21 protein-coding genes are annotated in these 23,317 nt (G+C 70.5%); 2 read left to right on the top strand and 19 right to left on the bottom strand.

Features of this window, described 5'->3' with window-relative positions; all coding sequences use genetic code 11:
• Positions 1 to 105: 105 nt before the first annotated feature.
• The 8 genes from hisG to ACTOQ1_RS10430 form a co-directional block, all read right to left on the bottom strand.
• Complete coding sequence (hisG, locus tag ACTOQ1_RS10465) at positions 106 to 951, bottom strand: ATP phosphoribosyltransferase (RefSeq protein WP_440066064.1); 846 nt, start codon at positions 949 to 951, stop codon at positions 106 to 108.
• 60 nt (positions 952 to 1,011) lie between these two features.
• Positions 1,012 to 1,275 (bottom strand): phosphoribosyl-ATP diphosphatase, encoded by a 264-nt coding sequence (locus ACTOQ1_RS10460; RefSeq protein WP_012892448.1) that lies wholly within the window; start codon positions 1,273 to 1,275, stop codon positions 1,012 to 1,014.
• A gap of 142 nt (positions 1,276 to 1,417) precedes the next feature.
• A complete protein-coding gene (locus ACTOQ1_RS10455; protein WP_440066063.1) occupies positions 1,418 to 3,805 on the bottom strand; it encodes a glycosyl hydrolase 2 galactose-binding domain-containing protein in 2,388 nt (795 codons plus the stop codon).
• Positions 3,802 to 4,683, bottom strand: coding sequence for an ABC transporter ATP-binding protein (locus tag ACTOQ1_RS10450; RefSeq protein WP_440066062.1), 882 nt, complete (start codon positions 4,681 to 4,683; stop codon positions 3,802 to 3,804). Before ACTOQ1_RS10450 ends, ACTOQ1_RS10455 begins: the two co-directional genes overlap by 4 nt.
• A gap of 18 nt (positions 4,684 to 4,701) precedes the next feature.
• Entirely contained in the window at positions 4,702 to 5,643 is a 942-nt protein-coding gene (locus tag ACTOQ1_RS10445; protein WP_440066061.1) for an ABC transporter ATP-binding protein, read from the bottom strand.
• The gene (locus tag ACTOQ1_RS10440; RefSeq protein ID WP_440066060.1) at positions 5,644 to 6,549 is read right to left on the bottom strand and encodes an ABC transporter permease; all 906 of its coding nucleotides are present in this window, start codon (positions 6,547 to 6,549) and stop codon (positions 5,644 to 5,646) included.
• Positions 6,546 to 7,541 (bottom strand): ABC transporter permease, encoded by a 996-nt coding sequence (locus ACTOQ1_RS10435; protein WP_440066059.1) that lies wholly within the window; start codon positions 7,539 to 7,541, stop codon positions 6,546 to 6,548. The genes ACTOQ1_RS10440 and ACTOQ1_RS10435 overlap by 4 nt, the downstream gene beginning before the upstream one ends.
• A gap of 153 nt (positions 7,542 to 7,694) precedes the next feature.
• Positions 7,695 to 9,485, bottom strand: a complete 1,791-nt coding sequence (locus tag ACTOQ1_RS10430; RefSeq protein ID WP_440066058.1) for an ABC transporter substrate-binding protein — start codon at positions 9,483 to 9,485, stop codon at positions 7,695 to 7,697.
• Positions 9,486 to 9,666: 181 nt separating this feature from the next.
• Between ACTOQ1_RS10430 and ACTOQ1_RS10425 the strand changes: the two genes are divergently transcribed.
• Positions 9,667 to 10,701 carry a LacI family DNA-binding transcriptional regulator gene (locus tag ACTOQ1_RS10425; protein WP_440066057.1) on the top strand — a complete coding sequence of 345 codons (1,035 nt, stop codon included), beginning with the start codon at positions 9,667 to 9,669 and terminating at the stop codon, positions 10,699 to 10,701.
• A 36-nt stretch (positions 10,702 to 10,737) separates the two neighbouring features.
• On the opposite strand, the gene ACTOQ1_RS10420 is transcribed toward ACTOQ1_RS10425, so the two are convergent.
• The 11 genes from ACTOQ1_RS10420 to ACTOQ1_RS10370 form a co-directional block, all read right to left on the bottom strand.
• A complete protein-coding gene (locus ACTOQ1_RS10420; RefSeq protein ID WP_440066055.1) occupies positions 10,738 to 11,577 on the bottom strand; it encodes a hypothetical protein in 840 nt (279 codons plus the stop codon).
• Positions 11,578 to 12,008: 431 nt separating this feature from the next.
• Positions 12,009 to 13,727: a DEAD/DEAH box helicase gene (locus ACTOQ1_RS10415; RefSeq protein WP_440066054.1), complete on the bottom strand. Its 1,719-nt coding sequence runs from the start codon at positions 13,725 to 13,727 to the stop codon at positions 12,009 to 12,011.
• Between the two features lie 367 nt (positions 13,728 to 14,094).
• Complete coding sequence (locus ACTOQ1_RS10410; RefSeq protein ID WP_440066053.1) at positions 14,095 to 14,490, bottom strand: metal-sulfur cluster assembly factor; 396 nt, start codon at positions 14,488 to 14,490, stop codon at positions 14,095 to 14,097.
• Positions 14,487 to 14,924, bottom strand: a complete 438-nt coding sequence (sufU, locus tag ACTOQ1_RS10405) for a Fe-S cluster assembly sulfur transfer protein SufU (RefSeq protein ID WP_362685821.1) — start codon at positions 14,922 to 14,924, stop codon at positions 14,487 to 14,489. The genes ACTOQ1_RS10410 and sufU overlap by 4 nt, the downstream gene beginning before the upstream one ends.
• 118 nt (positions 14,925 to 15,042) lie before the next feature.
• Complete coding sequence (locus tag ACTOQ1_RS10400; protein WP_440066052.1) at positions 15,043 to 16,302, bottom strand: cysteine desulfurase; 1,260 nt, start codon at positions 16,300 to 16,302, stop codon at positions 15,043 to 15,045.
• Entirely contained in the window at positions 16,302 to 17,072 is a 771-nt protein-coding gene (gene sufC / locus ACTOQ1_RS10395) for a Fe-S cluster assembly ATPase SufC (protein WP_440066051.1), read from the bottom strand. Before sufC ends, ACTOQ1_RS10400 begins: the two co-directional genes overlap by 1 nt.
• A 1-nt stretch (position 17,073) precedes the next feature.
• Positions 17,074 to 17,391: a Rieske (2Fe-2S) protein gene (locus ACTOQ1_RS10390; RefSeq protein WP_362685816.1), complete on the bottom strand. Its 318-nt coding sequence runs from the start codon at positions 17,389 to 17,391 to the stop codon at positions 17,074 to 17,076.
• Positions 17,388 to 18,509 (bottom strand): Fe-S cluster assembly protein SufD, encoded by a 1,122-nt coding sequence (gene sufD, locus ACTOQ1_RS10385; RefSeq protein ID WP_440066050.1) that lies wholly within the window; start codon positions 18,507 to 18,509, stop codon positions 17,388 to 17,390. The genes ACTOQ1_RS10390 and sufD overlap by 4 nt, the downstream gene beginning before the upstream one ends.
• Positions 18,509 to 19,921 carry a Fe-S cluster assembly protein SufB gene (gene sufB / locus ACTOQ1_RS10380; protein ID WP_350967904.1) on the bottom strand — a complete coding sequence of 471 codons (1,413 nt, stop codon included), beginning with the start codon at positions 19,919 to 19,921 and terminating at the stop codon, positions 18,509 to 18,511. Before sufB ends, sufD begins: the two co-directional genes overlap by 1 nt.
• A complete protein-coding gene (locus tag ACTOQ1_RS10375) occupies positions 19,918 to 20,709 on the bottom strand; it encodes a helix-turn-helix transcriptional regulator (RefSeq protein ID WP_440066539.1) in 792 nt (263 codons plus the stop codon). Before ACTOQ1_RS10375 ends, sufB begins: the two co-directional genes overlap by 4 nt.
• A 104-nt stretch (positions 20,710 to 20,813) precedes the next feature.
• Complete coding sequence (locus ACTOQ1_RS10370) at positions 20,814 to 22,046, bottom strand: multidrug effflux MFS transporter (RefSeq protein WP_440066049.1); 1,233 nt, start codon at positions 22,044 to 22,046, stop codon at positions 20,814 to 20,816.
• 243 nt (positions 22,047 to 22,289) lie between these two features.
• Here ACTOQ1_RS10370 and ACTOQ1_RS10365 point away from each other — a divergent pair, with 243 nt between their 5' ends.
• A complete protein-coding gene (locus ACTOQ1_RS10365) occupies positions 22,290 to 23,198 on the top strand; it encodes an ABC transporter ATP-binding protein (RefSeq protein ID WP_440066048.1) in 909 nt (302 codons plus the stop codon).
• Positions 23,199 to 23,317 lie beyond the last annotated feature (119 nt).

Here is a 23,317-nt window from a genome sequence, read left to right as displayed (position 1 = left end):
GCGAGCCGCCCCGGCGCCACGGGAACGCGGGGCGGGCCCGCAGGGGCACCCGGGGCACCCGGGACGCCGGGGGCTACGGGCCGGGGCGGCGGGCGAGGGCGCGGCTCAGAGACGGCAGGCGAAGATGGCGGTCACCAGGATGGCCTTGGCCCCCATCTCCCAGAGCTGGTCCATGATCTGCTGGTGTCCCTTGCGCGGGACCATGGCCCGGACCGCGACCCAGCCCTCCCGGTGCAGCGGGGAGACCGTCGGCCCCTCCATGCCGGGGGTGAGGGCGATGGCCTCCTCGATCCGCTCGGCGCGGATGTCGTAGTCCATCATCACGTAGTCGCGCGCCACCAGCACGCCCTGCAGGCGGCGGATGAGCTGCCGCAGGCCCGGGGTCTCCTCGGCGCCGACCCCCTTGATCAGCACACCCTCGGAGCGGGTGATCGGCTCGCCGAACACCTCCAGGCCGATGTTGCGCAGCGTGGTGCCGGTCTCCACGACGTCGGCCACGGCGTCGGCCACGCCCAGCCGGATGGCGGTCTCGACCGCGCCGTCCAGCTTGATCACCCGGGCCTCGACGCCCTGCTCGGCGAGGTAGGTCTCCAGCAGCCCCGCGTAGGCGGTGGCGACGCGCCTGCCCTTGAGGTCGGCGACGGAGTCGAAGTCGCCGGGGTTGGCGGCGAAGCGGAAGGTGGAGCGGCCGAAGCCGAGCGGGATGATCTCCTCGACCCGTGCCCCGGAGTCGTGGAGCATGTCGCGGCCGGTGATCCCGGCGTCCAGGGTGCCCTCGCCGACGTAGACGGCGATGTCCTTGGGCCGCAGGAAGAACAGCTCGCAGGAGTTCTCCGGGTCGGCGACCACGAGCTCCTTGCTGTCCTTGCGGACGCGGTATCCGGCTTCCTTGAGGATCGTCTGGGCACCCTCGGTGAGGGCGCCCTTGTTGGGTACGGCGAGACGGAGCATGGCGGGCTTCCTTACAGGTGGACGGGATTGCCTACGAGAACCGGAGCCGGGCGCACCGGCTCACAGATGCTTGTAGACCTCGTCCAGTCCGATCCCCTTGGCGATCATGAGGACCTGCACGTGGTAGAGGAGCTGGGAGATCTCCTCGGCCGCCCGCTCGTTCGACTCGTGCTCGGCCGCCATCCAGCTCTCGGCGGCCTCCTCCACGACCTTCTTGCCGATGGCATGGACCCCGGCGTCCAGCGCGGCCACGGTGCCCGAGCCCTCGGGCCGGGTGCGCGCCTTGTCGGACAGCTCGGCGTACAGCTCTTCGAAGGTCTTCATGATCTCTCTCGGCGTCGTCGGATGTGCCCGTCAAGCCTAACGGGCCGTCGGCCCCCGGCGCGTGCAGGTCCACGCTCTGGGACGCGCGCCGCCCGGTCGTCGTCCCCTTTCCAGCGGAGGGCCGGAAACCTTCCCGGGGCGTTCAGTCGTTGACGCAGCGCAGCACCGGGCGGCTGACGAGGGCGGCGGGGTCGGGCGAGCCGGTGACGTGCAGGGTGACGCTCTCGCCGGGCAGCAGGGTGATGAGCATGTCGTCGACCGAGGAGGCCGGGTCGAGGCGGTCGGGGAACAGGGCCAGGTCGCGCAGGAGGGTGCGGGCGGTGACGGTGACGTCCAGGCCGCCGCCCTGTGCCTCGGCCACCTCGGTGTCGTAGGCGGCGGCGGGGAAGGCGACGCGGGTGTCCTCGGCGAAGAAGTGGAGCGCGCGGTGCCCGTCCAGCCGTACCGACAGCAGCTCGGCCGACGGGTCTCCCGGGACGGCCACCGGGTCCGGGAGCGGCACGCTCGTCACCGAGCGGGGGGCCACGTCGATCCGGACGCTCTCCTTGGCCAGCGGTTCCCCGCTCAGGGCGAGCCGCTGGAGTTCCAGCTCGCCCGTCCAGGGTTCCGGGCCGTCGTTGACCACGGCCACGGCGCCGTCCTGGACGCTCAGGAGGCGGTCGGCGTAGACGCGGCGCAGCGCGTACCACAGCGGTTTGCGCCGGCCGCGGCCGTCGACGGCCGACCAGGAGGTGACCGGCCAGCAGTCGTTGAGCTGCCAGACGATGGTGCCGGCGCAGTAGGGGGCCAGGGCGCGGAAGCGCTCGATGCCGAAGGTGACCGCCCTGGCCTGGTTGAGCTGGGTCAGGTAGTGCCAGTCGTCGTAGGTCTCCGGGGCCGGCAGGTGCTCGCCCAGGCCGCGCAGGAGCTTGGCGTTGCCCTCGTGGGCCTTCTGGTGGTGCAGCACCAGGGGCGCGTCGGGGGTCAGCTCGCCGCTGACGGCGTCGCGCAGCGTGGTGTGGGCCGGCGGGCCCTGGAAGCCGAACTCGGCGGCGAAGCGGGGGGCGTAGGTGGCGTAGTGGGTGTAGTCCTCACGGTTCCACACGTCCCAGATGTGGGTGGTGCCGTGGGCGGGGGCGTTGGGCGGCAGGCCGGGGTGGCCGGAGTACGGGCTGCCCGGCCAGTAGGGGCGGGTGGGGTCGAGTTCGGCCACCAGGGCCGGGAACAGCCCGTGGTAGAAGCCCGCGCCCCAGGTGCGCCCGTCCAGCTCGTCCTGCCAGCCCCAGTCGGCGTGGCCTTCGAGGGCCTCGTTGTTGCCGCACCACAGCGCCAGGGAGGGGCGCCAGGACAGCCGGGCGAGGTTCTCGCGGACCTCGGCCTCGACCTCGGTGGCGAAGGGTTCCTCCTCGGGGTAGGCGGCGCAGGCGAAGGGGAGGTCCTGCCAGACGAGCAGGCCGAGCTCGTCGGCCAGGTCGTAGAAGTCCTCGCTCTCGTACAGGCCGCCGCCCCAGACGCGCAGCAGGTTGACGTTCGCGTCCAGGGCCTGGCCGAAGCGTTCGGCCAGGCGTTCGCGGGTGACGCGGGCCGGGAAGCAGTCGTCGGGGATCCAGTTGACGCCGCGCACGAACACCGGCACGTCGTTGACGACCACGGTGAAGCCCTCGCCGGTCCGGTCCAGGCGCACGTCGCGGAAGCCGATCCGCCGCGTCCAGGTGTCCCCCCGCGCCTCGCTGCCCTGTCCGGACAGGCCCACGGTGAGCTCGTAGCGGTCCTGCGCGCCGTAGCCGCGCGGCCACCACCTCCGGGGCTCGGGCACCCGTACCTCCAGGACGGCCTCGCGCTCGCCGGGGGCCAGCACCGTCTCCGCCACCGCCCCGGCCACCTTCACGGTCACGGTGAGGGGCGCGGCCGAGGTGTCGCCGGCGCGCTCGACCGTGACGTGCGCCTCGACCCGCCCGTCGGATCCGTCGGTGCTCACCAGCGGCCGAACCGACGCCAGCCTGGCCCCGCTCCAGCCGTCCAGGCCGATGGGCCGCCAGATGCCGGAGGTGACCACCGCCGGGCCCCAGTCCCAGCCGAAGTTGCAGGCCATCTTGCGGATGAACTGGTAGGGCGCCTCGTAGCTGCCGGGCCGGTCGCCCAGCGCGGCCCGCTGCGCCTCGGCGTACTCCACCGGGGAGGCGAAGCGCACCCGCAGCGTGTTCTCGCCCTCGCGCAGCAGCTCCCGTACGGGAAAGCGGTAGGAGCGGTGCTGGTTGGCCGTGCTCGCGACCCGGACGCCGTTGAGCTCGACCGTGGCGACCGTGTCGAGGCCCTCGCAGACCAGGTCGGTGCGGTCGTGCCCGTCGGCGTGCCAGACGAAGACCGTCTCGTAGTCCCAGCCGGAGCGGCCTATCCAGGTCAGCCGGTTCTCGTTGTCGTCCAGGTACGGGTCCTCGATGAGCCCGGCGGCCAGCAGGTCGGTGTGCGCGCACCCCGGCACCGTGGCCGGGACGCGGGAGATGTCCCCGCCCACCTGGTGAAGGGTCCAGCCGTCGTGTAGCGCCCTCAATTCACACTCCCCATGGATGCGGTGTCGCCCCGCCGGACGAGATGACCCGGTTCGGCCTCCACCAGTGTGGAGGGTCCTTCCCGCACGTCTTCGGCGGGGGCGGCGGGCTCGCCGTCCCACCGGGCGGTGAGCCTGGGCACCGACGACAGCAGCCTGGCCGTGTACGGGTGGAGGGGGTTGCCGAACACCATGCCGGTGGGACCGGACTCGACCACCTGCCCCCGGTACAGGACCACGGCCCGCTCGCTGATGTAGTTGCCCAGCGACAGGTCGTGGGTGACGAACAGCACCCCGAGGCCGCGCGACTTCAGGTCGGCGAGCAGGTTGAGGACGTCGATCCTGGTGGACGCGTCGAGCATGCTGGTGATCTCGTCGGCGACGAGGTACCTGAGGTCGAGCAGGAGCGCCCTGGCGATCAGCAGGCGCTGCAGCTGGCCGCCGCTGAGCTGGTGCGGGTAGCGGCCCAGGATCTGCCCGGGGTCGAGGCCGACGTCCTTGAGCGACGCGTCGATCCTGCCGTCCCACTCGGAGGCGGCGACGCCGGGGAAGTACTCGTCCTTGATCATCTGCAGCACCCGGTCGGCCTTGAAGATCGGGTTGTAGCAGCTGAACGGGTCCTGGAACACGCCCTGCACGTGCCGGTAGTACGCCTTGCCCGGCCTGGCGGGGGCGCCGTCGAGGGTGATCACGCCCTTCGTCGGGCGGATCAGCCCGAGGACGGTCTTGCCGAGGGTCGTCTTGCCGCTGCCGCTCTCGCCGATGAGGGAGACCACCTCCCCCGGCGCCAGGTCCAGGCTCACGTCGTCGACGGCGGTGAGGGTCGCGGTGCCGAAGGCACCCACCCTGTAGGTCTTGGTGACCCCTTCGAGTCTCAGCATCGTCCGAAATCCTTCGGGTCAGGCCTTCCAGCAGGCGACGTGGTGGCCGGGGGCGACCTCGACCGGCGGAGGGTCCTCCGCGCATCTTTCGAAGGCGAGCGGGCAGCGGTCCCTGAACCGGCAGCCGGAGGGCGGGTCGAGCAGCGAGGGAGGCCTCCCGGGGATGCCCGACAGCCTGCGCTCGGCGTGGCGGACGCCGACCTCGGGCAGCGAGGAGATCAGCATCCGCGTGTACGGATGGCGCGGCTCGTTGACGATCACCCCCGCCGGAGCCTTCTCGGCCAGCCTCCCCGCGTACATGACCATGATCGTGTCGGCGATCTGGTAGGTCAGCGAGATGTCGTGGGTGATGAAGATCATGCTGCGCACGAAACCCCGGTCCCTGAACTCCACCAGAGTCCTGGCCACGGCCTTCTGGGTCGACACGTCGAGCGCGGAGGTGATCTCGTCGGCGATGAGCAGGGACGGGTCGAGCAGGGTGGAGACGACCATGACCATCCGCTGCTTCATCCCGCCCGACAGCTCGATCGGGTAGCGGTCCAGGACGTCGCGGGGCAGCTCGACCAGGTCGAGACGACGTTCCAGCTCGGTGACGTCGAGGCGCTCGCCCCGGGAGGCGAGCAGCTCGGCGACCATCCGGCCGATCTTCCTGGTCGGGTTCAGCGCGCTCATGGAGTACTGCGGGATGAGGGAGACCCGCTTGAAGCGGAAGGGGTTCATCCGGCGGTCGTCGCCGATCGGCAGCTCCTCGCCGTCCAGCTCGGCACCGCCCCCGGCCAGCCGCATCCGGCCGTCCATCCTGATGAGGCTCTTGCCGAGGGTCGTCTTGCCGCAGCCGGACTCGCCCGCCAGGCCGAGGATCTCGCCGTCGCCGACGTCGAAGCCGACGCCGTCGAGCGCCCGCACCTCGCCGCGCAGGGTCCGGTAGTGGACCCGCAGGTCGTTCACGCGCAGAGTCATTCACAGCTCCCGCAGTTTCGGGTTGAACACCTCGTCGAGGCCGACGTTCATCACGTAGAGGGCGCCGACGATGGCGGTGATCCCGGCCCCCGGCGGGACGAACCACCACCACATGCCCAGGTGGAGGGCGCTCCAGCGGGCCGCGTTGTTGAGCATCAGGCCGAGCGAGACGCCCTCGCTGGGGCCGAGGCCGATGAAGTCGAGCGAGGCGGCGATCAGGACCGACCCGCCGAACAGCAGGATGAAGGTCATGAAGAGGTACGAGCTCATGTTGGGCGCGATCTCCCTGGCGATGATCTTCCAGGTGCGCACCCCGCTGAGCCTGGCCAGGTCCACGAAGTCGCGCGAGCGCAGCGAGAACGTCTGGGCCCTGATGGCCCTGGCCGCCCAGGGCCAGGAGGTGAGCCCGATGAAGAGCGCCTGCACGCCGACGCTGCGGACCCCGAGGTAGGCGTTGACGATCAGCAGCACCGCGAGCGCGGGCAGGACCAGGACGATGTTGGTGAGCATGTTCAGCACCTCGTCGACCAGCCCGCCCCGGTATCCGGCGGTGAAGCCGACCGTCATGCCGATGATCGCGGCCAGCCCTCCGCCGAGCACCCCCACCTGGAAGGTGAGACTCAGGCCGTAGACGAACTGGGCGAAGATGTCCTGGCCGAACATGGTGGTGCCGAACCAGTGCTCCGCCGAGGGCGGCGAGGCGGGGGTGGCGACGTAGGCGTTGGGGTCGCCTCCGGCGATCACGGGAGCGGCGACGGCCAGGACGAGCAGCGGGACCAGCACGGCCAGCCCCGCCAGCAGCTTCCCGTTGCGCATCGCGAAATACAGACCCTCGCGGCGCCTCGCGGGCACGGCCGTCACGGCGGCCTTCCCCTCCGGGCGCGGGTCCGCGGGCACGGCGGTCACGCGGCATCCCCTCCCATCCCGGTCCTGGTACGCGGATCGACCAGGACGTAGACGATGTCGATGATGAAGTTGGCGATCAGCACGCCCACGACGATGAACAGGAAGGCCCCCTGCAGCAGGAAGAAGTCCTGGTTCTGGATCGCCTTGAGGATCAGGTGACCCAGCCCCGGATAGGAGAAGACGATCTCGGTGACCAGGGCTCCGGCCACGAGCACGCCGAGCTGCAGGGCCAGGCCGGTGATCTGCGGCAGGACCGCGTTCCTGAACGCGTAGCGCCGGATGAGCCGCTGCGAGGCCCCGAGCGAGGACAGGTAGGTGGAGTAGTCGGCCTCCAGCTCGTAGATGATCATGTTGCGCATGCCGATCGCCCAGCCGCCGAACGCGACGAGGAAGAGCGAGACGAACGGCAGGAACCAGTGCAGCGCCAGGTCCCCGAGGAACTCCCACGACCAGTCGGGCCGCATGGAGAAGCTGTAGCCGCCGGATACGGGGAAGATCCCCGCGACGACGCCCAGCCCCCAGGCCATCAGGATGGCCAGCCACATGTAGGGCGTGGCGGTGAGCACGTACCCGATCGGCAGGGCCGTGTTGTCCAGCCACTTCCGCCTGGCCGCGAAGGCGCCGAACCTGTTGCCCGCCCACCAGCTGAGCAGGATGGACGGGATGAGCAGCGCCAGCGTGTACGGCACCGCCCGCACGATGACGTCGGTCACCGGGGTGGGGAACAGCCAGATGCTGGTGCCCAGGTCGCCCCGGAAGAGCGCGGCCCAGAAGTTGGCGTACTGCTCCCAGAGCGGCAGGTCGAGCCCGAACAGGTTCGTGTAGTGGGCGCGCATCGCCTCCACGGCGGCGGGCTGTGACACGTTGGCCCTGGCCAGCATGCTCTGGACCGGGTCACCGGGCATGAAGCGCGGGATCATCCAGTTGATCGTGACGGCCACGAGGAAGGTGAGCCCGTACACGAGCAGCTTCCGGCCGAAGTAGCGTCGCACGCGATCCTCCAGAATCGGCGAGATGAGCCCCTCCCCCGCGCGGCCCCGGAACGGGGCCCGGCGGGTCCGCCCGGAGTCCGGGCGGACGGTCCGGTCGGGAGTCCGGGCGGGACGTCCGGGCGGCGCGCGGGGAGAGGGATGAGGATCGCGGGGTCAGCCGCCGGCGGGCTTCAGCTCGGTCAGGGTCAGCACCCCGCCCAGCTCCAGCCAGTTGCGCCACATGGTCGGCGGGGTCTTGGGGGTGCCCGCGGCCGAGGACGGCCAGTTGGTCCAGACCGCGTTGCTGGTCTGCGCCCACAGGCCGTTGTACCAGAGCGGGATCACCGGCAGATCGTCCAGGTGGATCTTCTGGATCTCCGAGGCGACCTGCTTCATGCCCTCGGCGTCGTCGGCCTTCTTGCCGTCGAGCTCCTGGACGAGGTCCCAGACCTTCTTGTTCTCGTAGCGGCCGAAGTTGACGGTGTTCTGCTGCTTGTTGATCGGCAGCCGGAACATGTAGTCGTAGTACATCCAGGGGGTGTTGGACAGCTGCCGCTCGTTGTTGAGCAGCAGGTCGAACTTGCCGGACGTGCGCTGGTCGACCAGCGCGTTGTAGTCGGGGAAGTCGGGGGTGAGGTCGATCCCGGCCGCCTTGGCGCCCTCGGCGATGACCCGGCTCGCCTCCATCCAGTCGGTCCACCCGGCCGGCACGATGATCTTCAGCGAGGCCTTGGAGCCGTCCTTGTTCTCCACGAACCCGTCGCCGTCGCCGTCCTTGTACCCGGCGTCGGCCAGCAGCTTCTTCGCCTTCTTGGTGTCGAAGGAGAAGCCCTTCTCGCTCACCACGGCCTGGTCGACGTACTTGTCCCACTGCGGCAGCAGGCCGGTCGGGCTCGCCGCCTTGACCAGGTTGCCGTAGACGCCTTCGACGATCTTCTTGGTGTCGATGGAGTTGGCGAGCGCCTTGCGGAAGGCGGGGTCGTTCATCGGCTTCTTCGTGGTGTTGGGCACCAGGAAGGCGGTGTTGGCCGAGAGCATGTAGGGCGGTTCCGGATAGTACGTCTGGACGCCGAAGTTGCCCTTGACGAGGTTGGCCACCCCGGGCAGGAAGTTGTTGCTGAGGTCCAGGCCCTTCTGCAGCAGCAGGCCCATCGCGACCTCGTTGCTGGAGTTGACGATGTCGACGACGTACTTGGGCTTGACGTCCTTGCCCAGCGCGGCGGTGGCCCACCAGCCGTCCCGCTTGACCAGGGCCATCCGGTCCTGGTCGTGGCTGTGGTAGGCGTACGGCCCGGTGCCGACCGGCTTCTCGTTGACGCCGTTCAGCACCTCCTCCTCGGAGAGACCTTCCCAGATGTGCTTGGGGACGATCGCGTTGCCGTAGACCCAGTTGGCCCACTGCTGGTAGTTGGCCTTGGAGAAGGTGAACTTGACCGTGCCCGGATCGACCGCCTCCGCCTTCTCCAGCCAGTCCCACAGGTTGGCGTAGGGGACGGTCTTCATCTTGCCGAGCTCGACCGTGAAGACGACGTCGTCGGCGGTGAAGGGCTTGCCGTCGGCCCAGGTGATCCCCTGCCGGAGCTTGAGCTCGTAGGTCTTGTCGTCCGTCCAGGTGCCGCTCTCGGCCAGCCAGGGGGTGAACTTGTCCGTCTGGGGGTCGTACAGGAACAGGGTCTCGTAGATGAGCCCCTTGGTGCCGACGGCCGAGTCCCAGGTCCGCAGCGGGTTCCAGTTGGCCGGGGGACCCCACTGGGTGCCGCTGGTGTACAGGGTCTCGTTGCGGGGGAACGCGGCGTTCGCGTCGCCCGCCCCGCCCGCTCCGGCCGACGGGGCCGCTCCGCCGGAACCCTGCGGCGCCGCGCTCGGAGCGGACGGTGTGGTGGACCCGCCGGTGCAACCCGCCGCGGCCATGCAGGCCACGCAGGCCGCCGCCCCGAGGATCGCGAACCTTCGTCGAATCCGCATCGACAGTCTCCTCTCCAGCATGGGAGCGCTCCCAACCGATTTAAACGCGACCGCATGCGCTTGCTGAACCGGATAAGTAACGCGACCGTAAAGTCAATGTGTCTGCACTGTCAATAGGCGGCTAGACCGGTTCAGCTACAATCACCGCAGTCAGGAGGGGAGCGGCCGGGGAGAGAGGATCATGAGGAGACCGACGATCTCGGACGTCGCCAGGCGGGCCGGGGTCTCGAAGGGCGCCGTCTCGTACGCACTCAACGGGCAGCCCGGCGTCTCGGAAGGCACCCGCGCCAGGATCCTGGCGATCGCCGAGGAGATCGGCTGGCGTCCCAGCAGCGCGGCCCGCGCCCTGAACGGCGCGCGGTCCCGCACCGTCGGCCTGGCCCTGTGCCGCCCGGCGCGCACCCTCGGCGTGGACCCCTTCTTCATGGAGCTCGTCAGCGGCATCGAGGGCGAGCTGTCGGCGCGCTCGTACGCGCTCATGCTGCAGGTGGTCGCCGACCACGGGCAGGAGGTCGCGGTCTACCGCCGCTGGTGGGGAGAGGGCCGCGTCGACGGCGCCATCCTGGTCGACCTGCACGTGGACGACCCCCGGATCCCCGCCTTCGAGGCGCTGGGCCTGCCGGCCGTGGTGATCGGCGATCCGTCGGGGGCGGGGTCGCTGGTCCCCGTCTGGTCCGACGTCGGCGGCGCCGTGCGCGAGACGGTGGAGTATCTCGCCGCGCTCGGCCACCGCAGGATCGCCAGGGTCGCCGGGCCGCCGCACCTGGTGCACACCGTGCTTCGCGACCGCGCCTTCGCCGAGGCCTGCGACGGCGTCGCCGAGCACGTGACCGTGCACACCGACCACACCGGCGAGGAGGGCGCCCGCGCCACCCGGCGCCTGCTCAGCTCCCCCGTCCGGCCCACCGCGATCGTCTACGACAACGACATCATGGCCGTCGCCGGACTGTCGGCCGCCCAGGACCTGCGCCTGGACGTCCCGCGCGACCTGTCCCTCGTCGCCTGGGACGACTCCCCGCTCTCCCGGGTCGTCCGCCCGCCGCTCACCGCGCTGAGCCGCGACATCTCCGCCTATGGCGCCCACGCCGCTCGCAGGCTCCTCTCCCTCGTCGCCGGGGAGGAGGCCGGCCCGTACCAGGACGAGGCCGCCCGCCTCACCCCCAGGGGCAGCACCGCTCCCCCGCCCCCGCCGGCCGGGTCCCGGCCAGGGGCCTGACCGGCAGTACCTCGTCACGGCCTCGTCACGGCCCCGTCATGGCTTGGTCAGGGTGACGAGCAGCGCGGGGTGGTCGGTGTACCTCATGGAGATGACGTCGGTGCGTTCGAAGCCCATGCTCGCCGCGAAGACGTGCTGCACGGCCCCGTCCCCCTTCCTGAAGAAGGGAGCGGAGTTGCAGTTCTGGACGTTCTGCCCGAACAGCGGCGCGTACCTCATGTTGAAGTCACCGGCCAGGAAGGTGGGCCTGGTAGCGGCGCCCCGGTCGCGCAGCATGGCGATGGCGGCCTTGCACTGCGCCATGGCGACGCTCCCCGTGGTCGACAGGTGGGTGGTGCAACCGGTGAGGTCGGGGAACTCGGCGCACACGTAGACGCGCCTCTCGCTCCCGCCGTCCTGGGTGGCGTAGACGCCGGAGAAGTTCGTCGCCCCGGTGGCGCGGAAGAGCAGCCCGTTGCCGTACTCGTCCCCGTTGACGCAGCGCACCGGCGTGCCGTCGGGCCGCAGCGCCGGGGCGAACGCCTGGTGGCCGTTCCCCATCGAGGGGGCCAGCTGGGCCAGGTCGTCGCGGCAGATCTCGTTGAGCGTGACAGCCTGCGGCTGCCTGGCGCCGATGATGTCGCGCGCCTCCTGGATGACGTTGGCCCCGTTGAAACAGGAGGTGTTGACGCCGCTGTGGCAGAGGTTGAGCTGCAGGACGCGGTAACTCTGCGCGGCGGACGCCGAGGACGCTGGGGACGCTGGGGACGCGGCGTGGGGAACGGCGGACGTGGCGTGGGACGCGGGGGGAACGGCGGCGACGGCCCCGGCCGTGGCCGTCAGGACGACGAGGGAAAGGCGAGCGAGAACACGGAGGCTGGACCACAAAAGGCGCATTTATCCTCTTATCTCGGAGATCCCGGACGCATCAATTGATCATGCGGGCAGCCCGGCGGAGAGTGCCCGGCCCCCAGGGCATTCGAAGCTGAACGGAAATAGCGGGATATACAGCCATAATGACGGCTGAAGCTAGATCGTCAACCACGGGATCCGGCAGCCACCGGCATCGACCCCGGTCACCGTTGTCCCACCGGCCACCGGGGAGGTCCGGCCAGGACGACATGCCGCCGGCGAGCGGGCGCCAGGCGGGCACCGGCTCGGCATCGGCACGCTCGCGCGAAGCCCCGGGCAAAGCACCGGAAAACCTCGGAAGCCCCGGAGAACCTCGAAAAATCCCGGAAAGCCGAAGGGCCGGTACGGCGGATGCCGTACCGGCCCTTCAGGGTGTCGCGGTAGGACCCTCGGGCCCTACGAGGTGATCAGCGTGATCAGCGGCCGTAGCGGCTGCCGCCACCGCGCGGGGCGGAGCCGCGGCCGTCGGCGCGGAACTCCCCGCCGCGGAAGCCGCCGCCCTGGCGCTCGCCGCGGAACGGCTCGCGCTCGCCCCCGGGACGCTCGGAGCGGTACCCGCCGCCAGCCGGGGCCGGACGGTCGGCGCGGAACGGCTCGCGCCGCTCGCCACCGCGGTAGCCACCGGTGGGACGCTCGGAGCGGAAGCCACCGCCCGCCGGGCGCTCGGAACGGTAACCGCCGCCGGCCGGGCGCTCGGAGCGGTACTGACCGCCACCGGAGGCACCGCCGCCGCGGTTGTCGTCACCGAAGGAACGCTCGCGGGGCTGGGAGCCCTCACCGGCGCCGTGAGCGGGACGGTCGGAGCGGAAGCGGCGCGGGCCACGCCCGCCGCCACCGTTGCCGCCGAAGCCGCCACGGCCCTGACGCTGCTTGGCGGCCGGCGCCGAGGGCTCCCAGACCGGGATCGGCTCGCCGCTGGGCGTACGCGCTCCGGCGACCTCCTCCAGGCGCGGGTGGCCCGGGGTGGCCTTGATGCGGAACGGCTTGATGCCCGCGCGGCGGGTCATCGAGTCGGTGGAGCGGCGCTCGTTGGGGAGCACCAGCGTCATGACGGTGCCCTTCTCCCCGGCGCGGGCGGTACGGCCACCGCGGTGCAGGTAGCTCTTGTGGTCCTGGGGCGGGTCGACGTGCAGCACGAGGCTGATGTTGTCGACGTGGATGCCGCGGGCCGCGACGTCCGTGCAGACCAGGACGTTGATCGTGCCTTCCTTGAACTCGGCCAGGATGCGGGTGCGCTGGTTCTGGCGCTTGCCGCCGTGCAGGCCGCCTGCCCGGATGCCGACCTGGGCGAGCTGCTTGCACAGCCGGTCGACCCCGTGCTGGGTGCGCACGAAGATGATGGTCCGGCCCTCGCGGTTGGCGATCTCGGCGGTCACCGGGAACTTGTCGTCGCGGTGCACCTCCAGCACGTGGTGCTCCATGGTGTCGACCGAGGAGGCGGCCGGGGCCATCGAGTGGGTCACCGGGTTGGTGAGGAAGCGGCGGACGAGCTTGTCGACGTCGCCGTCGAGGGTGGCGGAGAACAGCAGGCGCTGGCTGTCGGCCGGGGTCTGCTGCAGGATCGCGCTGACGACCGGGAAGAAACCGAGGTCGCACATGTGGTCGGCCTCGTCGAGGATCGTCACCTGGACCTCGTCCAGCATGCACTCACCCTGCTGCATGAGGTCGGTCAGGCGGCCGGGGGTGGCCACGACGACCTCGACACCGCGGCGCAGCGCCTCGATCTGGCGGCCCATGGACATGCCGCCCACGACGGTCTTCATCCGCAGCGACAGGCCGCGGCCGAGCGGCTCGAGCGCGTCGGTCACCTGCATGGCGAGCTCGCGGGTCGGGACCAGGACGACGGCCAGCGGGTGGCCGGGACGGGCCTTGGCGCCGGCGATGCGGGTCATCATGGGCAGGCCGAAGGCGAGCGTCTTGCCGGAGCCGGTCTGGCCGCGGCCGAGAACGTCGTGACCGGCGAGAATGTCGGGGATCGTGGCCCGCTGGATGGGGAAGGGACTGTCGATGCCCGAACGGGAGAGACCGGTCACCAGCGGCTTCGGCAGGCCGAGGAGAGTGAACTCGGACACGCCTGCGGGGGCCTGGGAGATCTCGGTGATGTCGGTGATTTCGGGCAGAACAGCGTCAAGCATGGTCACGAAGACTCGTGCCTTTCGATAGAAGAACGGGGCACGTCACTTCTGCGAAAGGACGAGCCTGGAACGCGCGGCCTGAGGCCGCGCTGGATCAACGCCCACATGGGGGCGGTGGTGCGGTGCAAGTCGAGGCGCACCGCACGGGGCGGGTCTAGCTTACCCGCACGCAGTCAAACCACGATCAAGCATACCCGGCGTTCGCAGTGCCGAGTTCGGTCGGGGCGTCCGGCATCGGCCGGCCGCTTGTCCGTCGGTTGGAGTCAACACTCCTGGCCGGGCTTTTCTTCCCGGCCTCGGAAATCCTCTCACACAATTGGGTACGGCCCGAACCCCGGGGGGTGCGAGCCGTACCGGAAACCACTTCTCAGACGTTGAAACCCAGCATCCGGAGCTGCTCGCGCCCCTCGTCAGTGATCTTGTCCGGGCCCCACGGCGGCAGCCACACCCAGTTGATCTTCACGTCGGAGACCATGCCCTCCAGGGCCGAGTGCGCCTGGTCCTCGATGACGTCGGTCAGCGGGCAGGCCGCGCTGGTCAGCGTCATGTCGATGGTGGCGACCGGCAGAGCGGCGCCCTGGGCGCCCTCTGCGGCCTCGCCGCCCTGCTCGGCGGCGTCCAGGTGGAGCCCGTAGATCAGGCCCAGGTCGACGACGTTGATGCCGAGCTCGGGGTCCACGACGTCCTTGAGAGCCTCCATGACCTCGTCATGGGTGGTGTCCCCGTCGTAGGCCGTGGTGGGGGTCTCTACAGCCTTGCTCATTTGGTGCTCCTCACGACCGCGTCCTTGTAGGCCATCCACGCCAGTAGCGCGCACTTCACCCGGGCGGGGAACTTGGCGACCCCGGCGAAGGCGACGGCGTCGCCCAGCACGTCCTCGTCCGCCTCCACCTTTCCCCTGCCCTGCATGAGCCGGGTGAACTCGTCCACGACGCCGAGGGTGTCGTCGACGGTCGAGCCGGTGGCCAGCTCGTGCAGCACGGAGGCCGCGGCCTGGCTGATGGAACAGCCCTGCCCGTCGTAGGAGACGTCCTCGACCTTGCCGCCGTCGCCCAGCTTCACGCGCATGGTGATCTCGTCACCGCACGTCGGGTTCACGTGGTGGACCTCGGCGTCGTACGGATCGCGGAGCCCCCTCCCCTGCGGGTGCTTGTAGTGCTCCAGGATCAGCTCCTGGTACATGGACTCGGCGATCATAGGGCCGTGCTCACCTTCTCGTTCGCTGCGCCGTACGCTCGCGCGTCGCCGGGCGCCGTGCGGCGGGCGTCCGCCGCCCGCCGTCCGCCCGCTCGCCGGCTCGACTGCTCGGGCATGGCTAGGCGAACACCTTCCGCACGTGGTGGAGGCCGCGGACCAGGGCGTCGATCTCGGCCGGTGTGTTGTAGAGGTAGAAGGACGCCCGCGTGGTCGCGGGAATCCCGAACCTCAGGTGGAGCGGGCGGGCGCAGTGGTGCCCCACGCGCACGGCCACCCCGAAGTTGTCATCCAGGATCTGCCCGACGTCGTGCGGGTGAATCCCCTCCATGGTGAACGAGACCGTGCCGCCCCGGTCCTCGAGGTCCAGCGGGCCGATCACCCGCAGCCCCGGGACCTCCCCCAGGGCGTCGAGCGCGTACGCCGTGAGCTCGCGCTCGTGGCGCGTGACGGCGTCCATCCCGATCTCGGACAGGTAGTCGATCGCGGCACCGAGACCGATGGCCTCGACGATGGGCGGGGTGCCCGCCTCGAACTTGTGCGGCGCGGGCGCGTAGGTCGAGTGGTCCATCCAGACCGCCTCGATCATCTCGCCGCCGCCCAGGAACGGGGGCATCGCCTCGAGCAGCTCGCCGCGGCCCCACAGCACGCCGATCCCCGACGGGCCGAGGAGCTTGTGGCCGGTGAAGGCGAGGAAGTCGACGCCCAGCGCGGCCACGTCCACCTTCCGGTGGGGCACCGACTGGGAGGCGTCGAGCATCATCAGCGCGCCGACCTCGCGGACCCTGGCGAGCACCGGGGCGACCGGGTTGACCGTGCCCAGCACGTTCGACTGGTGCGCGATCGAGACGATCTTCGTGCGCTCGTTGACGAGCTCGCCGAGGTTGGACAGGTCCAGGCGGCCGGAGTCGGTGACGGAGAACCACCGCAGCGTCGCGCCGGTGCGCTGCGCGAGCATCTGCCACGGCACGATGTTGGAGTGGTGCTCCATCTCGGAGATGACGATCTCGTCGCCCGGGCCGAGCCGGAAGCGGGGGTCGGTGCCGATGGGGTTGCCGAAGGCGTACGCCACCAGGTTGAGCGCCTCGGAGGCGTTCTTGGTGAAGACGACCTCGTCGCGGTCGGGCGCGCCGATGAAGGCGGCGACCTTGTCGCGGGCGTCCTCGTACGCCTCGGTGGACTCCGCGCCCAGCACGTGCATCGCACGGCCGACGTTGCTGTAGTGCATCGCCATGTGCTCGCGCATCACCTCGACCACCTGGGTCGGCTTCTGCGAGGAGTTGCCCGAGTCGAGGTAGATGAGCGGCCTGCCGCCGGGAAGCTCGCGGGACAGGACCGGGAAGTCCTTCCTGATCCTCTCCACGTCAAGGCCGGTGTCCATCAGGCCGACGCCTTCGTGTAGGCCTCGTAGCCCTCCGCCTCGAGCTTCTCGGCGAGCTCGGGGCCGCCCTGCTCCACGATCCGCCCGGCGGAGAAGACGTGGACGAAGTCCGGCTTCACGTAGCGCAGGATGCGGGTGTAGTGGGTGATGAGCAGCACGCCGGTCTCGTCGGAGCGGAAGCGGTTGATGCCCTCGGAGACCACGCGCAGCGCGTCGACGTCGAGGCCGGAGTCGGTCTCGTCGAGGACGGCGATCTTCGGCTTGAGGAGCTCCAGCTGGAGGATCTCGTGGCGCTTCTTCTCGCCGCCGGAGAAGCCCTCGTTGACGTTGCGCTGGGCGAAGGCCGCGTCGATGGACAGCGCGTCCATGCCGGACTTGAGGTCCTTGGCGAACTCGCGGAGCTTGGGGGCCTCGCCGCGGACGGAGGTGACGGCGGTGCGCAGGAAGTTGGAGACGCTGACGCCGGGGACCTCGACCGGGTACTGCATGGCGAGGAACAGGCCGGCGCGGGCGCGCTCGTCGACCGTGAGCTCCAGCAGGTCGACCCCGTCGAGCAGGACCTGGCCGCTGGTGATCGTGTACTTGGGGTGGCCGGCGATCGCGTACGCGAGCGTGGACTTGCCCGAGCCGTTGGGGCCCATGATGGCGTGGGTCTCGCCGGCCCGCACGGTCAGGTTGACGCCGCGCAGGATCTCCTTGTCGGCGACGGTGACGTGCAGGTCGCGGATCTCCAGGGTGGAACCCGAGGGAACTCGGCTCGTGTCAGACACTTTATGACTCCTTCGAGAGCGAGACGAGGACGTCATCGCCATCGATCTTTACTCGGTATACGGGGACGGGCTTGTTGGCGGGCGGCCCGGTGGGCTTGCCCGAGCGCAGGTCGAAGCACGAGCCGTGCAGCCAGCACTCCAGGGTGCCGTCGTAGACCTCTCCCTCGCTGAGCTTCACCTCGGCGTGGGAGCAGACGTCGTGCAGCGCGAAGACCTCCTCGCCCCGGCGGACCAGGGCGACGGGGGTGTCGCCGACCTCAAGGCCGATCACTCCCTCGTCGGGGATGTCGGCGAGCTTGCAGACCTTCTCGAACGTCACTTCTCAAGCTCCGCCTCGACCCGGGCGAGCACCCGCTCGCGAAGCTCGGGAACCTCGATCTTCTCCAGCAGCTGCGCGAAGAAGCCCCTGATGACGAGGCGGCGTGCGTCCTCGAAGGGGATCCCGCGCGCCTGGAGGTAGAAGATGTGCTCGTCGTCGAGACGGCCCGAGGCGCTGGCGTGACCCGCCCCGGCGACCTCGCCGGTGAGGATCTCCAGGTTGGGCACCGAGTCGGCGCGGGCGCCGTCGGTGAGCAGCAGGTTGCGGTTGAGCTCGTAGGTGTCGGTGCCCTCGGCCTCGACGCGGATGATGACGTCGCCGATCCAGACCGCGTGGGCGTCCTGGCCCTGCAGCGCGCCGCGGTAGTCGACGTTGCTGCGGCAGCCGGGCTTGGAGTGGTCGACGAGCAGGCGGTGCTCCAGGTGCTGGCCGGCGTCGACGAAGTAGAGGCCGTTCAGCTCGGCGTCGCCGCCGGGGCCCTCGTAGGAGACCGACGGGGACAGCCTGACCAGGTCGCCGCCGAGGGTGACCACGAAGCCGCGGAAGGTCGCGTCCTTGGCCAGCAGGGCGTGGTGGTGGGAGACGTGCACGGCGTCGTCGGCCCAGTCCTGCAGGCTGACGACCTTGAGCGTGGCGCCCTCGCCCACGACGAACTCGACGTTGTCGGCGTAGACGGCGCTGCCCTGGTGGTCGAGGACGACCACGGCCTCGGCCATCGGCTCCAGCCGCACGACCGTGTGGCCGTACGCGGCGCCCTGCCCGGACCCGGTGAGGGTGATCACCGTCGGCTTGGAGGCGACGGCCTCGCGCGGGACGGTGAGCACGGTGGCCTTCTCGAAGGAGGCGTAGGCCTGGGCGCTGACCCGGTCGGCGGGCACGTATGCCTTACCGACCCGCTGGTCGTCGCGGCCGACGGTCTCCACGGTGACCTCGGGGGCGGCGTCGACCTGCACGACGACGTTCGCGGAGGCCGCGACGCCCTCGTGCAGGCCCTTGAGCCGGGAGAGCGGGGTGAAGCGCCACTCCTCCTCCCGGCCGGTCGGTACCGCGAAGTCGGCCACGTCGTACGAGGCCTTCTCGTGGAGGGTCGACAGGGGTTTTCCGGTGTCGAGACCCATCAGCCGACGGCCCCTTCCATCTGCAGCTCGATCAGGCGGTTCAGCTCCAGGGCGTACTCCATCGGGAGCTCGCGGGCGATCGGCTCGACGAAGCCCCGGACGATCATCGCCATCGCCTCGTCCTCGCCCATGCCGCGGCTCATCAGGTAGAAGAGCTGGTCGTCGGAGACCTTGGAGACGGTGGCCTCGTGCCCCATGGAGACGTCGTCCTCGCGCACGTCCACGTAGGGGTAGGTGTCGGAGCGGCTGATCTGGTCGACGAGGAGCGCGTCGCACTTGACGGTGCTGGCGCTGCCGTGCGCCCCCTCCTCGATCTGGACCAGGCCGCGGTAGGAGGTGCGGCCGCCGCCGCGGGCGACAGACTTGGAGATCACCGAGGAGCTGGTGTTCGGCGCGAGGTGCACCATCTTGGCCCCGGCGTCCTGGTGCTGGCCCTCACCGGCGAAGGCGACGCTGAGGGTCTCGCCCTTGGCGTGCTCACCCATGAGGTAGACGGCCGGGTACTTCATGGTGACCTTGGAACCGATGTTGCCGTCGACCCACTCCATGGTCGCGCCCTCGTACGCCACGGCGCGCTTGGTGACCAGGTTGTAGACGTTGTTCGACCAGTTCTGGATGGTCGTGTAGCGGCAGCGCGCGTTCTTCTTCACGATGATCTCCACGACCGCGCTGTGCAGCGAGTCGGAGGAGTAGATCGGCGCGGTACAGCCCTCGACGTAGTGGACGTAGGAGCCCTCGTCGACGATGATCAGGGTCCGCTCGAACTGGCCCATGTTCTCGGTGTTGATCCGGAAGTAGGCCTGGAGCGGGATCTCCACGTTGACGTTCGGCGGCACGTAGATGAAGCTGCCGCCGCTCCAGGTGGCCGTGTTCAGCGCGGCGAACTTGTTGTCGCCGACGGGGATCACGGTCCCGAAGTACTCCTTGAAGATCTCCTCGTGCTCTTTGAGCGCGGTGTCGGTGTCGACGAAGATGACACCCTTCTCCTCAAGGTCCTCACGGATCTTGTGGTAGACCACCTCGGACTCGTACTGGGCGGCGACGCCGGCGACCAGGCGCTGCTTCTCCGCCTCGGGGATGCCGAGCTTGTCGTAGGTGTTCTTGATGTCGTCGGGCAGGTCCTCCCAGGAGGCGGCCTGCTTCTCCGTCGAGCGCACGAAGTACTTGATGTTGTCGAAGTCGATCCCGCTGAGGTCGGAACCCCAGTTGGGCATGGGCTTCTTACCGAAAAGGCGCAGCCCCTTCAGACGAAGGTCCAGCATCCACTCCGGCTCGCTCTTCAGCGCGGAGATGTTGCGGACGACCTCTTCGGACAGGCCACGCCGGGCCGTCGCTCCCGCGGCGTCCGAGTCGGCCCAGCCGAACTTGTAATTCCCGAGGCCTTCCAGCTCCGGGCGGTCGGTGACAGTCACCTTCCGGTCTCCTTGCTCGATGTGTCGATCGTTTCGTGGATTGCCGGCGGTAGCGCCGGATCGGGTGCCGAAAAACCCGTCGCGGGCTCTCTGGCGCCCGGCCCGGGGGTTCTGCGGGGACTCACGTGCGTGGTGCACACGCCGTCGCCGTGGGCGATGGTCGCGAGCCGCTGCACGGGGGTGCCGAGGATGCGCCCGAACGCCTCCGTCTCGGCCTCGCACAGCTGCGGGAACTCCGCGGCCACGTGCGCCACCGGGCAGTGGTGCTGGCACAGCTGCTCGCCGCCGAGGCTGGCCTTGCTCGCCGAGGCGGCGTAGCCGTCGGCCGACAGTGCCTCGGCCAGCACGCGGACCCGCTGGTCGGCGGGGACCTCGCTCATCCTCGGCCGCAGGCGGTCGACCAGGCCGGCCACCTGTGACCTGGCGAACTCCGCCACGGCCTCCTCGCCCACACGCTCGGCCAGGAAACGCAGCGCGCTCCCGGCGAGGCCGTCGTAGGCGTGCTCGAAGGCGCTGCGGCCCGCGTCGGTGATCGCGAACAGCTTGGCCGGTCGCCCTCGCCCGCGCTGGCCCCGCGGCCTGGCGGTGCGGGCCTCGGCCATTCCCTCGGCCAGCAGGGCGTCGAGGTGCCTGCGCACGGCGGCGGGAGTGAGGCCGAGCCGCTCGCCGAGGGCGGCGGCGGTGATGGGTCCGTGCTCCAGGATGAGCCGGGCGACACGCGCTCGCGTGCTGCGCTCGGCGGACACGCCGGAGGGCCGCGCGGCGGCGGCTCCCTCGGTGCCCTGCATCCCGGTCACGTATTTCACAACATCAGTGTGCCGTAATTGCTTCCCCAGTTACAAACCCGATGTACGGTCGACCGAATGTGGTTCGTCACGCAGGTAAGCCTTACCTAAGCTGGGGAAACGCTCCGCGAGGTCCCCCGCAGCCCGACGAAGGCGGCGAGCGCTGCGAGGGTGAAACCGGCCAGGACGACGGCCATCGGCAGGGCCGATCCCTCACCGCCCAGACCAACCAGCGGGGCTGCCAGCGCGCCGAGCGCGAACTGCAGCACGCCCGTCAGCGCGGCCGCGCTCCCGGCGATCTGCTGGGGCTGGCCGGCCAGGGCGAGCGCGCCGCTGCCCGGCAGGACGAAACCCGCACCGCACATCATCACGAACAGCGCGGCGACCAGCACCGGCAGGGGCAGGTGGAACAGGGCCGCGACGAGCACCCCCGCGGCCCCGGCCACGCTCATGAGCAGCCCGGCGACGATCAGCCTGGCCGGGTCCAGCCGCCCGGCGAGGCGCCCGCCGATCTGCGCGGTGACGGTCAGGCCGAGCGCGTTCAGCCCGAACACCAGGGAGAAGGTCTGCGCCGAGGTGTCGTAGACGTCCTGGAGCACGAAGGGCGACCCGGAGATGTAGGCGAACATGGCCGCGAAGCCCAGCCCCCCGGCCAGGGTGGCGGCCATGAAGGAGCGGTCGCGGAGCAGGTGCCAGAAGATGACGAGGGTGTGCCGGAGCCCGCCGCTCTCGCGCCGGTCGGCGGGCAGCGTCTCGCGCACCCCGGACAGCGCGGCGGCCAGCAGCAGGAGTCCCGCGACGCTCAGCGCGACGAACACGCCCCGCCAGGAGGTGTGGTCGAGCAGCTGCGCGCCCGCGATCGGGGCCAGGATCGGCGCGAGGCCGGTCACGAGCATGAGGGTGGCGAAGATCCGGGCGATGGCCGCCCCCTCGTACAGGTCGCGGACGACCGCGCGGACGATCACCAGCGCGGCGCCGCCCGCGATGCCCTGCAGCAGGCGGAACCCCACCAGCCCGTACACCGACGGGGAGAAGGCGCACAGCAGGGAGGCGGCGGCGTAGGCGGCGATGCCGACCAGCAGCGGGCCGCGCCGGCCGCGCGTGTCGCTGATCGGGCCCGCGACGACCTGCCCGATGGAGAACCCGACGAGGCAGGCCGTGAGGGTGAGCTGCACCTGCGCCTGCCCGGTGCCCAGGTCGGCGGCGATGGAGGGGAAGGCGGGCAGGTACATGTCGATCGAGAGAGGACCCACCGCCGACAGCGCGCCCAGGATGAGCAGCAGCAGTGTCCTGCGCCGTGCGATCGGCGCCACCTCCGGCTCGACGACGGCCGCGGTCATACCCGTGTCCCCTTTTGGTTGCAGGCCACGCCCGCTGGTCACGGGCGACGATGAGCCCACAGGGGCCGAAGCGTCTCAACCATCAGCTGGTCATCCGAATTCCTGTATTTCGGAAATTTCCTCAGAAAAACCTTTAACAGCCAGTCGGGCGGGTCCGGCCCCGGCCGGGAAACAGGGCCGCGGCGGCCCCGGACGCGTGGTCCGGGAGCGTGACCGGCGGGCGCAGTCCCTAAACTCGTGGCCATGGACTCCCCAGCCGTCGAGATCGTCGACCTGGTCAAGAGATACGGCGGGACGACCGCGATCGACGGCCTGACCTTCAACGCCGCCCGAGGCGCGGTCACCGCCGTACTGGGCCCCAACGGGGCCGGCAAGACCTCCACCCTGGAGATCTGCGAGGGATTCCGCCGGGCCGACGACGGCACCGTGAGGGTGCTCGGGCTCGACCCGTCACGACCGGAACTGCGGGCCAGGGTCGGGGTGATGCTCCAGGCGGGCGGCGTTCCCCCCGCGTCCCGCTGCGGGCAGTGGCTGCGGCTGATGGCCCGCTTCCACGCCCACCCGCTCGACCCGGCGGCGCTGCTGGAGCGGCTGGGGCTGAGCGAGCACGCCCGCACCCCGTACCGCAGGCTCTCCGGCGGCCAGCAGCAGCGCGTGTCGCTGGCGGGGGCGGTCATCGGCCGCCCCGAGCTGGTCTTCCTCGACGAGCCGACCGCGGGTCTGGACCCGCAGGCCAGGCACGCCTGCTGGGAGCTGGTGCGGGACCTGCGCGCGAGCGGGGTCTCGGTGGTGCTCACCACCCACCACATGGACGAGGCGGAGAAGCTCTCCGACCAGATCGTGATCATCGACCGCGGCAGGGTGGTCGCCGAGGGCACGCCCTCCTCCCTCACCGGCGCCGAGCGGCAGCTGCGCTTCCGCGCCCGGCCCGGCCTCGCCCTGGACGAGCTGCTCGCCGCCCTGCCCGCCGGCAGCGCGGCCAAGGAGTCGCCGGCGGGGCACTACATCATCGAGGGGCAGGTCGCGCCCGGCCTCCTGGCCACCGTGACGACCTGGTGCGCCGCCGAGGGGGTGACCGCCGACGACCTCAGCATCGAGCGGCGCACCCTGGAGGACGTCTTCCTGGAACTGACCGGGCGTGAGCTCCGGTGACGCCCTCGAGATCCCCGGCTCCGGCGACACTCCCGCAATCCCCTGGCGCGGCGACGCTCCCGGAGCCCCTTGGCGCGGTGACGCTCCCGGAGCGGCCCCCCGCCCAGGCGGCACCCTCG

This window comes from Streptosporangium sp. OZ121 (assembly GCF_051918885.1).
GTDB lineage: Bacteria > Actinomycetota > Actinomycetes > Streptosporangiales > Streptosporangiaceae > Streptosporangium.
This window is presented reverse-complemented; position numbering and strand designations above follow the sequence as displayed.

Excerpts from the sequence above, each read along its gene's own strand:
- hisG (WP_440066064.1), bottom strand. The coding sequence starts at position 951 with ATGCTCCGTCTCGCCGTACCCAACAAGGGCGCCCTCACCGAGGGTGCC.
- ACTOQ1_RS10460 (WP_012892448.1), bottom strand. The coding sequence starts at position 1,275 with ATGAAGACCTTCGAAGAGCTGTACGCCGAGCTGTCCGACAAGGCGCGC.
- ACTOQ1_RS10450 (WP_440066062.1), bottom strand. The coding sequence starts at position 4,683 with ATGCTGAGACTCGAAGGGGTCACCAAGACCTACAGGGTGGGTGCCTTC.
- ACTOQ1_RS10445 (WP_440066061.1), bottom strand. The coding sequence starts at position 5,643 with ATGACTCTGCGCGTGAACGACCTGCGGGTCCACTACCGGACCCTGCGC.
- ACTOQ1_RS10430 (WP_440066058.1), bottom strand. The coding sequence starts at position 9,485 with ATGCGGATTCGACGAAGGTTCGCGATCCTCGGGGCGGCGGCCTGCGTG.
- ACTOQ1_RS10425 (WP_440066057.1), top strand. The coding sequence starts at position 9,667 with ATGAGGAGACCGACGATCTCGGACGTCGCCAGGCGGGCCGGGGTCTCG.
- ACTOQ1_RS10420 (WP_440066055.1), bottom strand. The coding sequence starts at position 11,577 with ATGCGCCTTTTGTGGTCCAGCCTCCGTGTTCTCGCTCGCCTTTCCCTC.
- ACTOQ1_RS10415 (WP_440066054.1), bottom strand. The coding sequence starts at position 13,727 with ATGCTTGACGCTGTTCTGCCCGAAATCACCGACATCACCGAGATCTCC.
- ACTOQ1_RS10410 (WP_440066053.1), bottom strand. The coding sequence starts at position 14,490 with ATGAGCAAGGCTGTAGAGACCCCCACCACGGCCTACGACGGGGACACC.
- sufU (WP_362685821.1), bottom strand. The coding sequence starts at position 14,924 with ATGATCGCCGAGTCCATGTACCAGGAGCTGATCCTGGAGCACTACAAG.
- ACTOQ1_RS10400 (WP_440066052.1), bottom strand. The coding sequence starts at position 16,302 with ATGGACACCGGCCTTGACGTGGAGAGGATCAGGAAGGACTTCCCGGTC.
- sufD (WP_440066050.1), bottom strand. The coding sequence starts at position 18,509 with ATGGGTCTCGACACCGGAAAACCCCTGTCGACCCTCCACGAGAAGGCC.
- ACTOQ1_RS10375 (WP_440066539.1), bottom strand. The coding sequence starts at position 20,709 with ATGCAGGGCACCGAGGGAGCCGCCGCCGCGCGGCCCTCCGGCGTGTCC.
- ACTOQ1_RS10370 (WP_440066049.1), bottom strand. The coding sequence starts at position 22,046 with ATGACCGCGGCCGTCGTCGAGCCGGAGGTGGCGCCGATCGCACGGCGC.
- ACTOQ1_RS10365 (WP_440066048.1), top strand. The coding sequence starts at position 22,290 with ATGGACTCCCCAGCCGTCGAGATCGTCGACCTGGTCAAGAGATACGGC.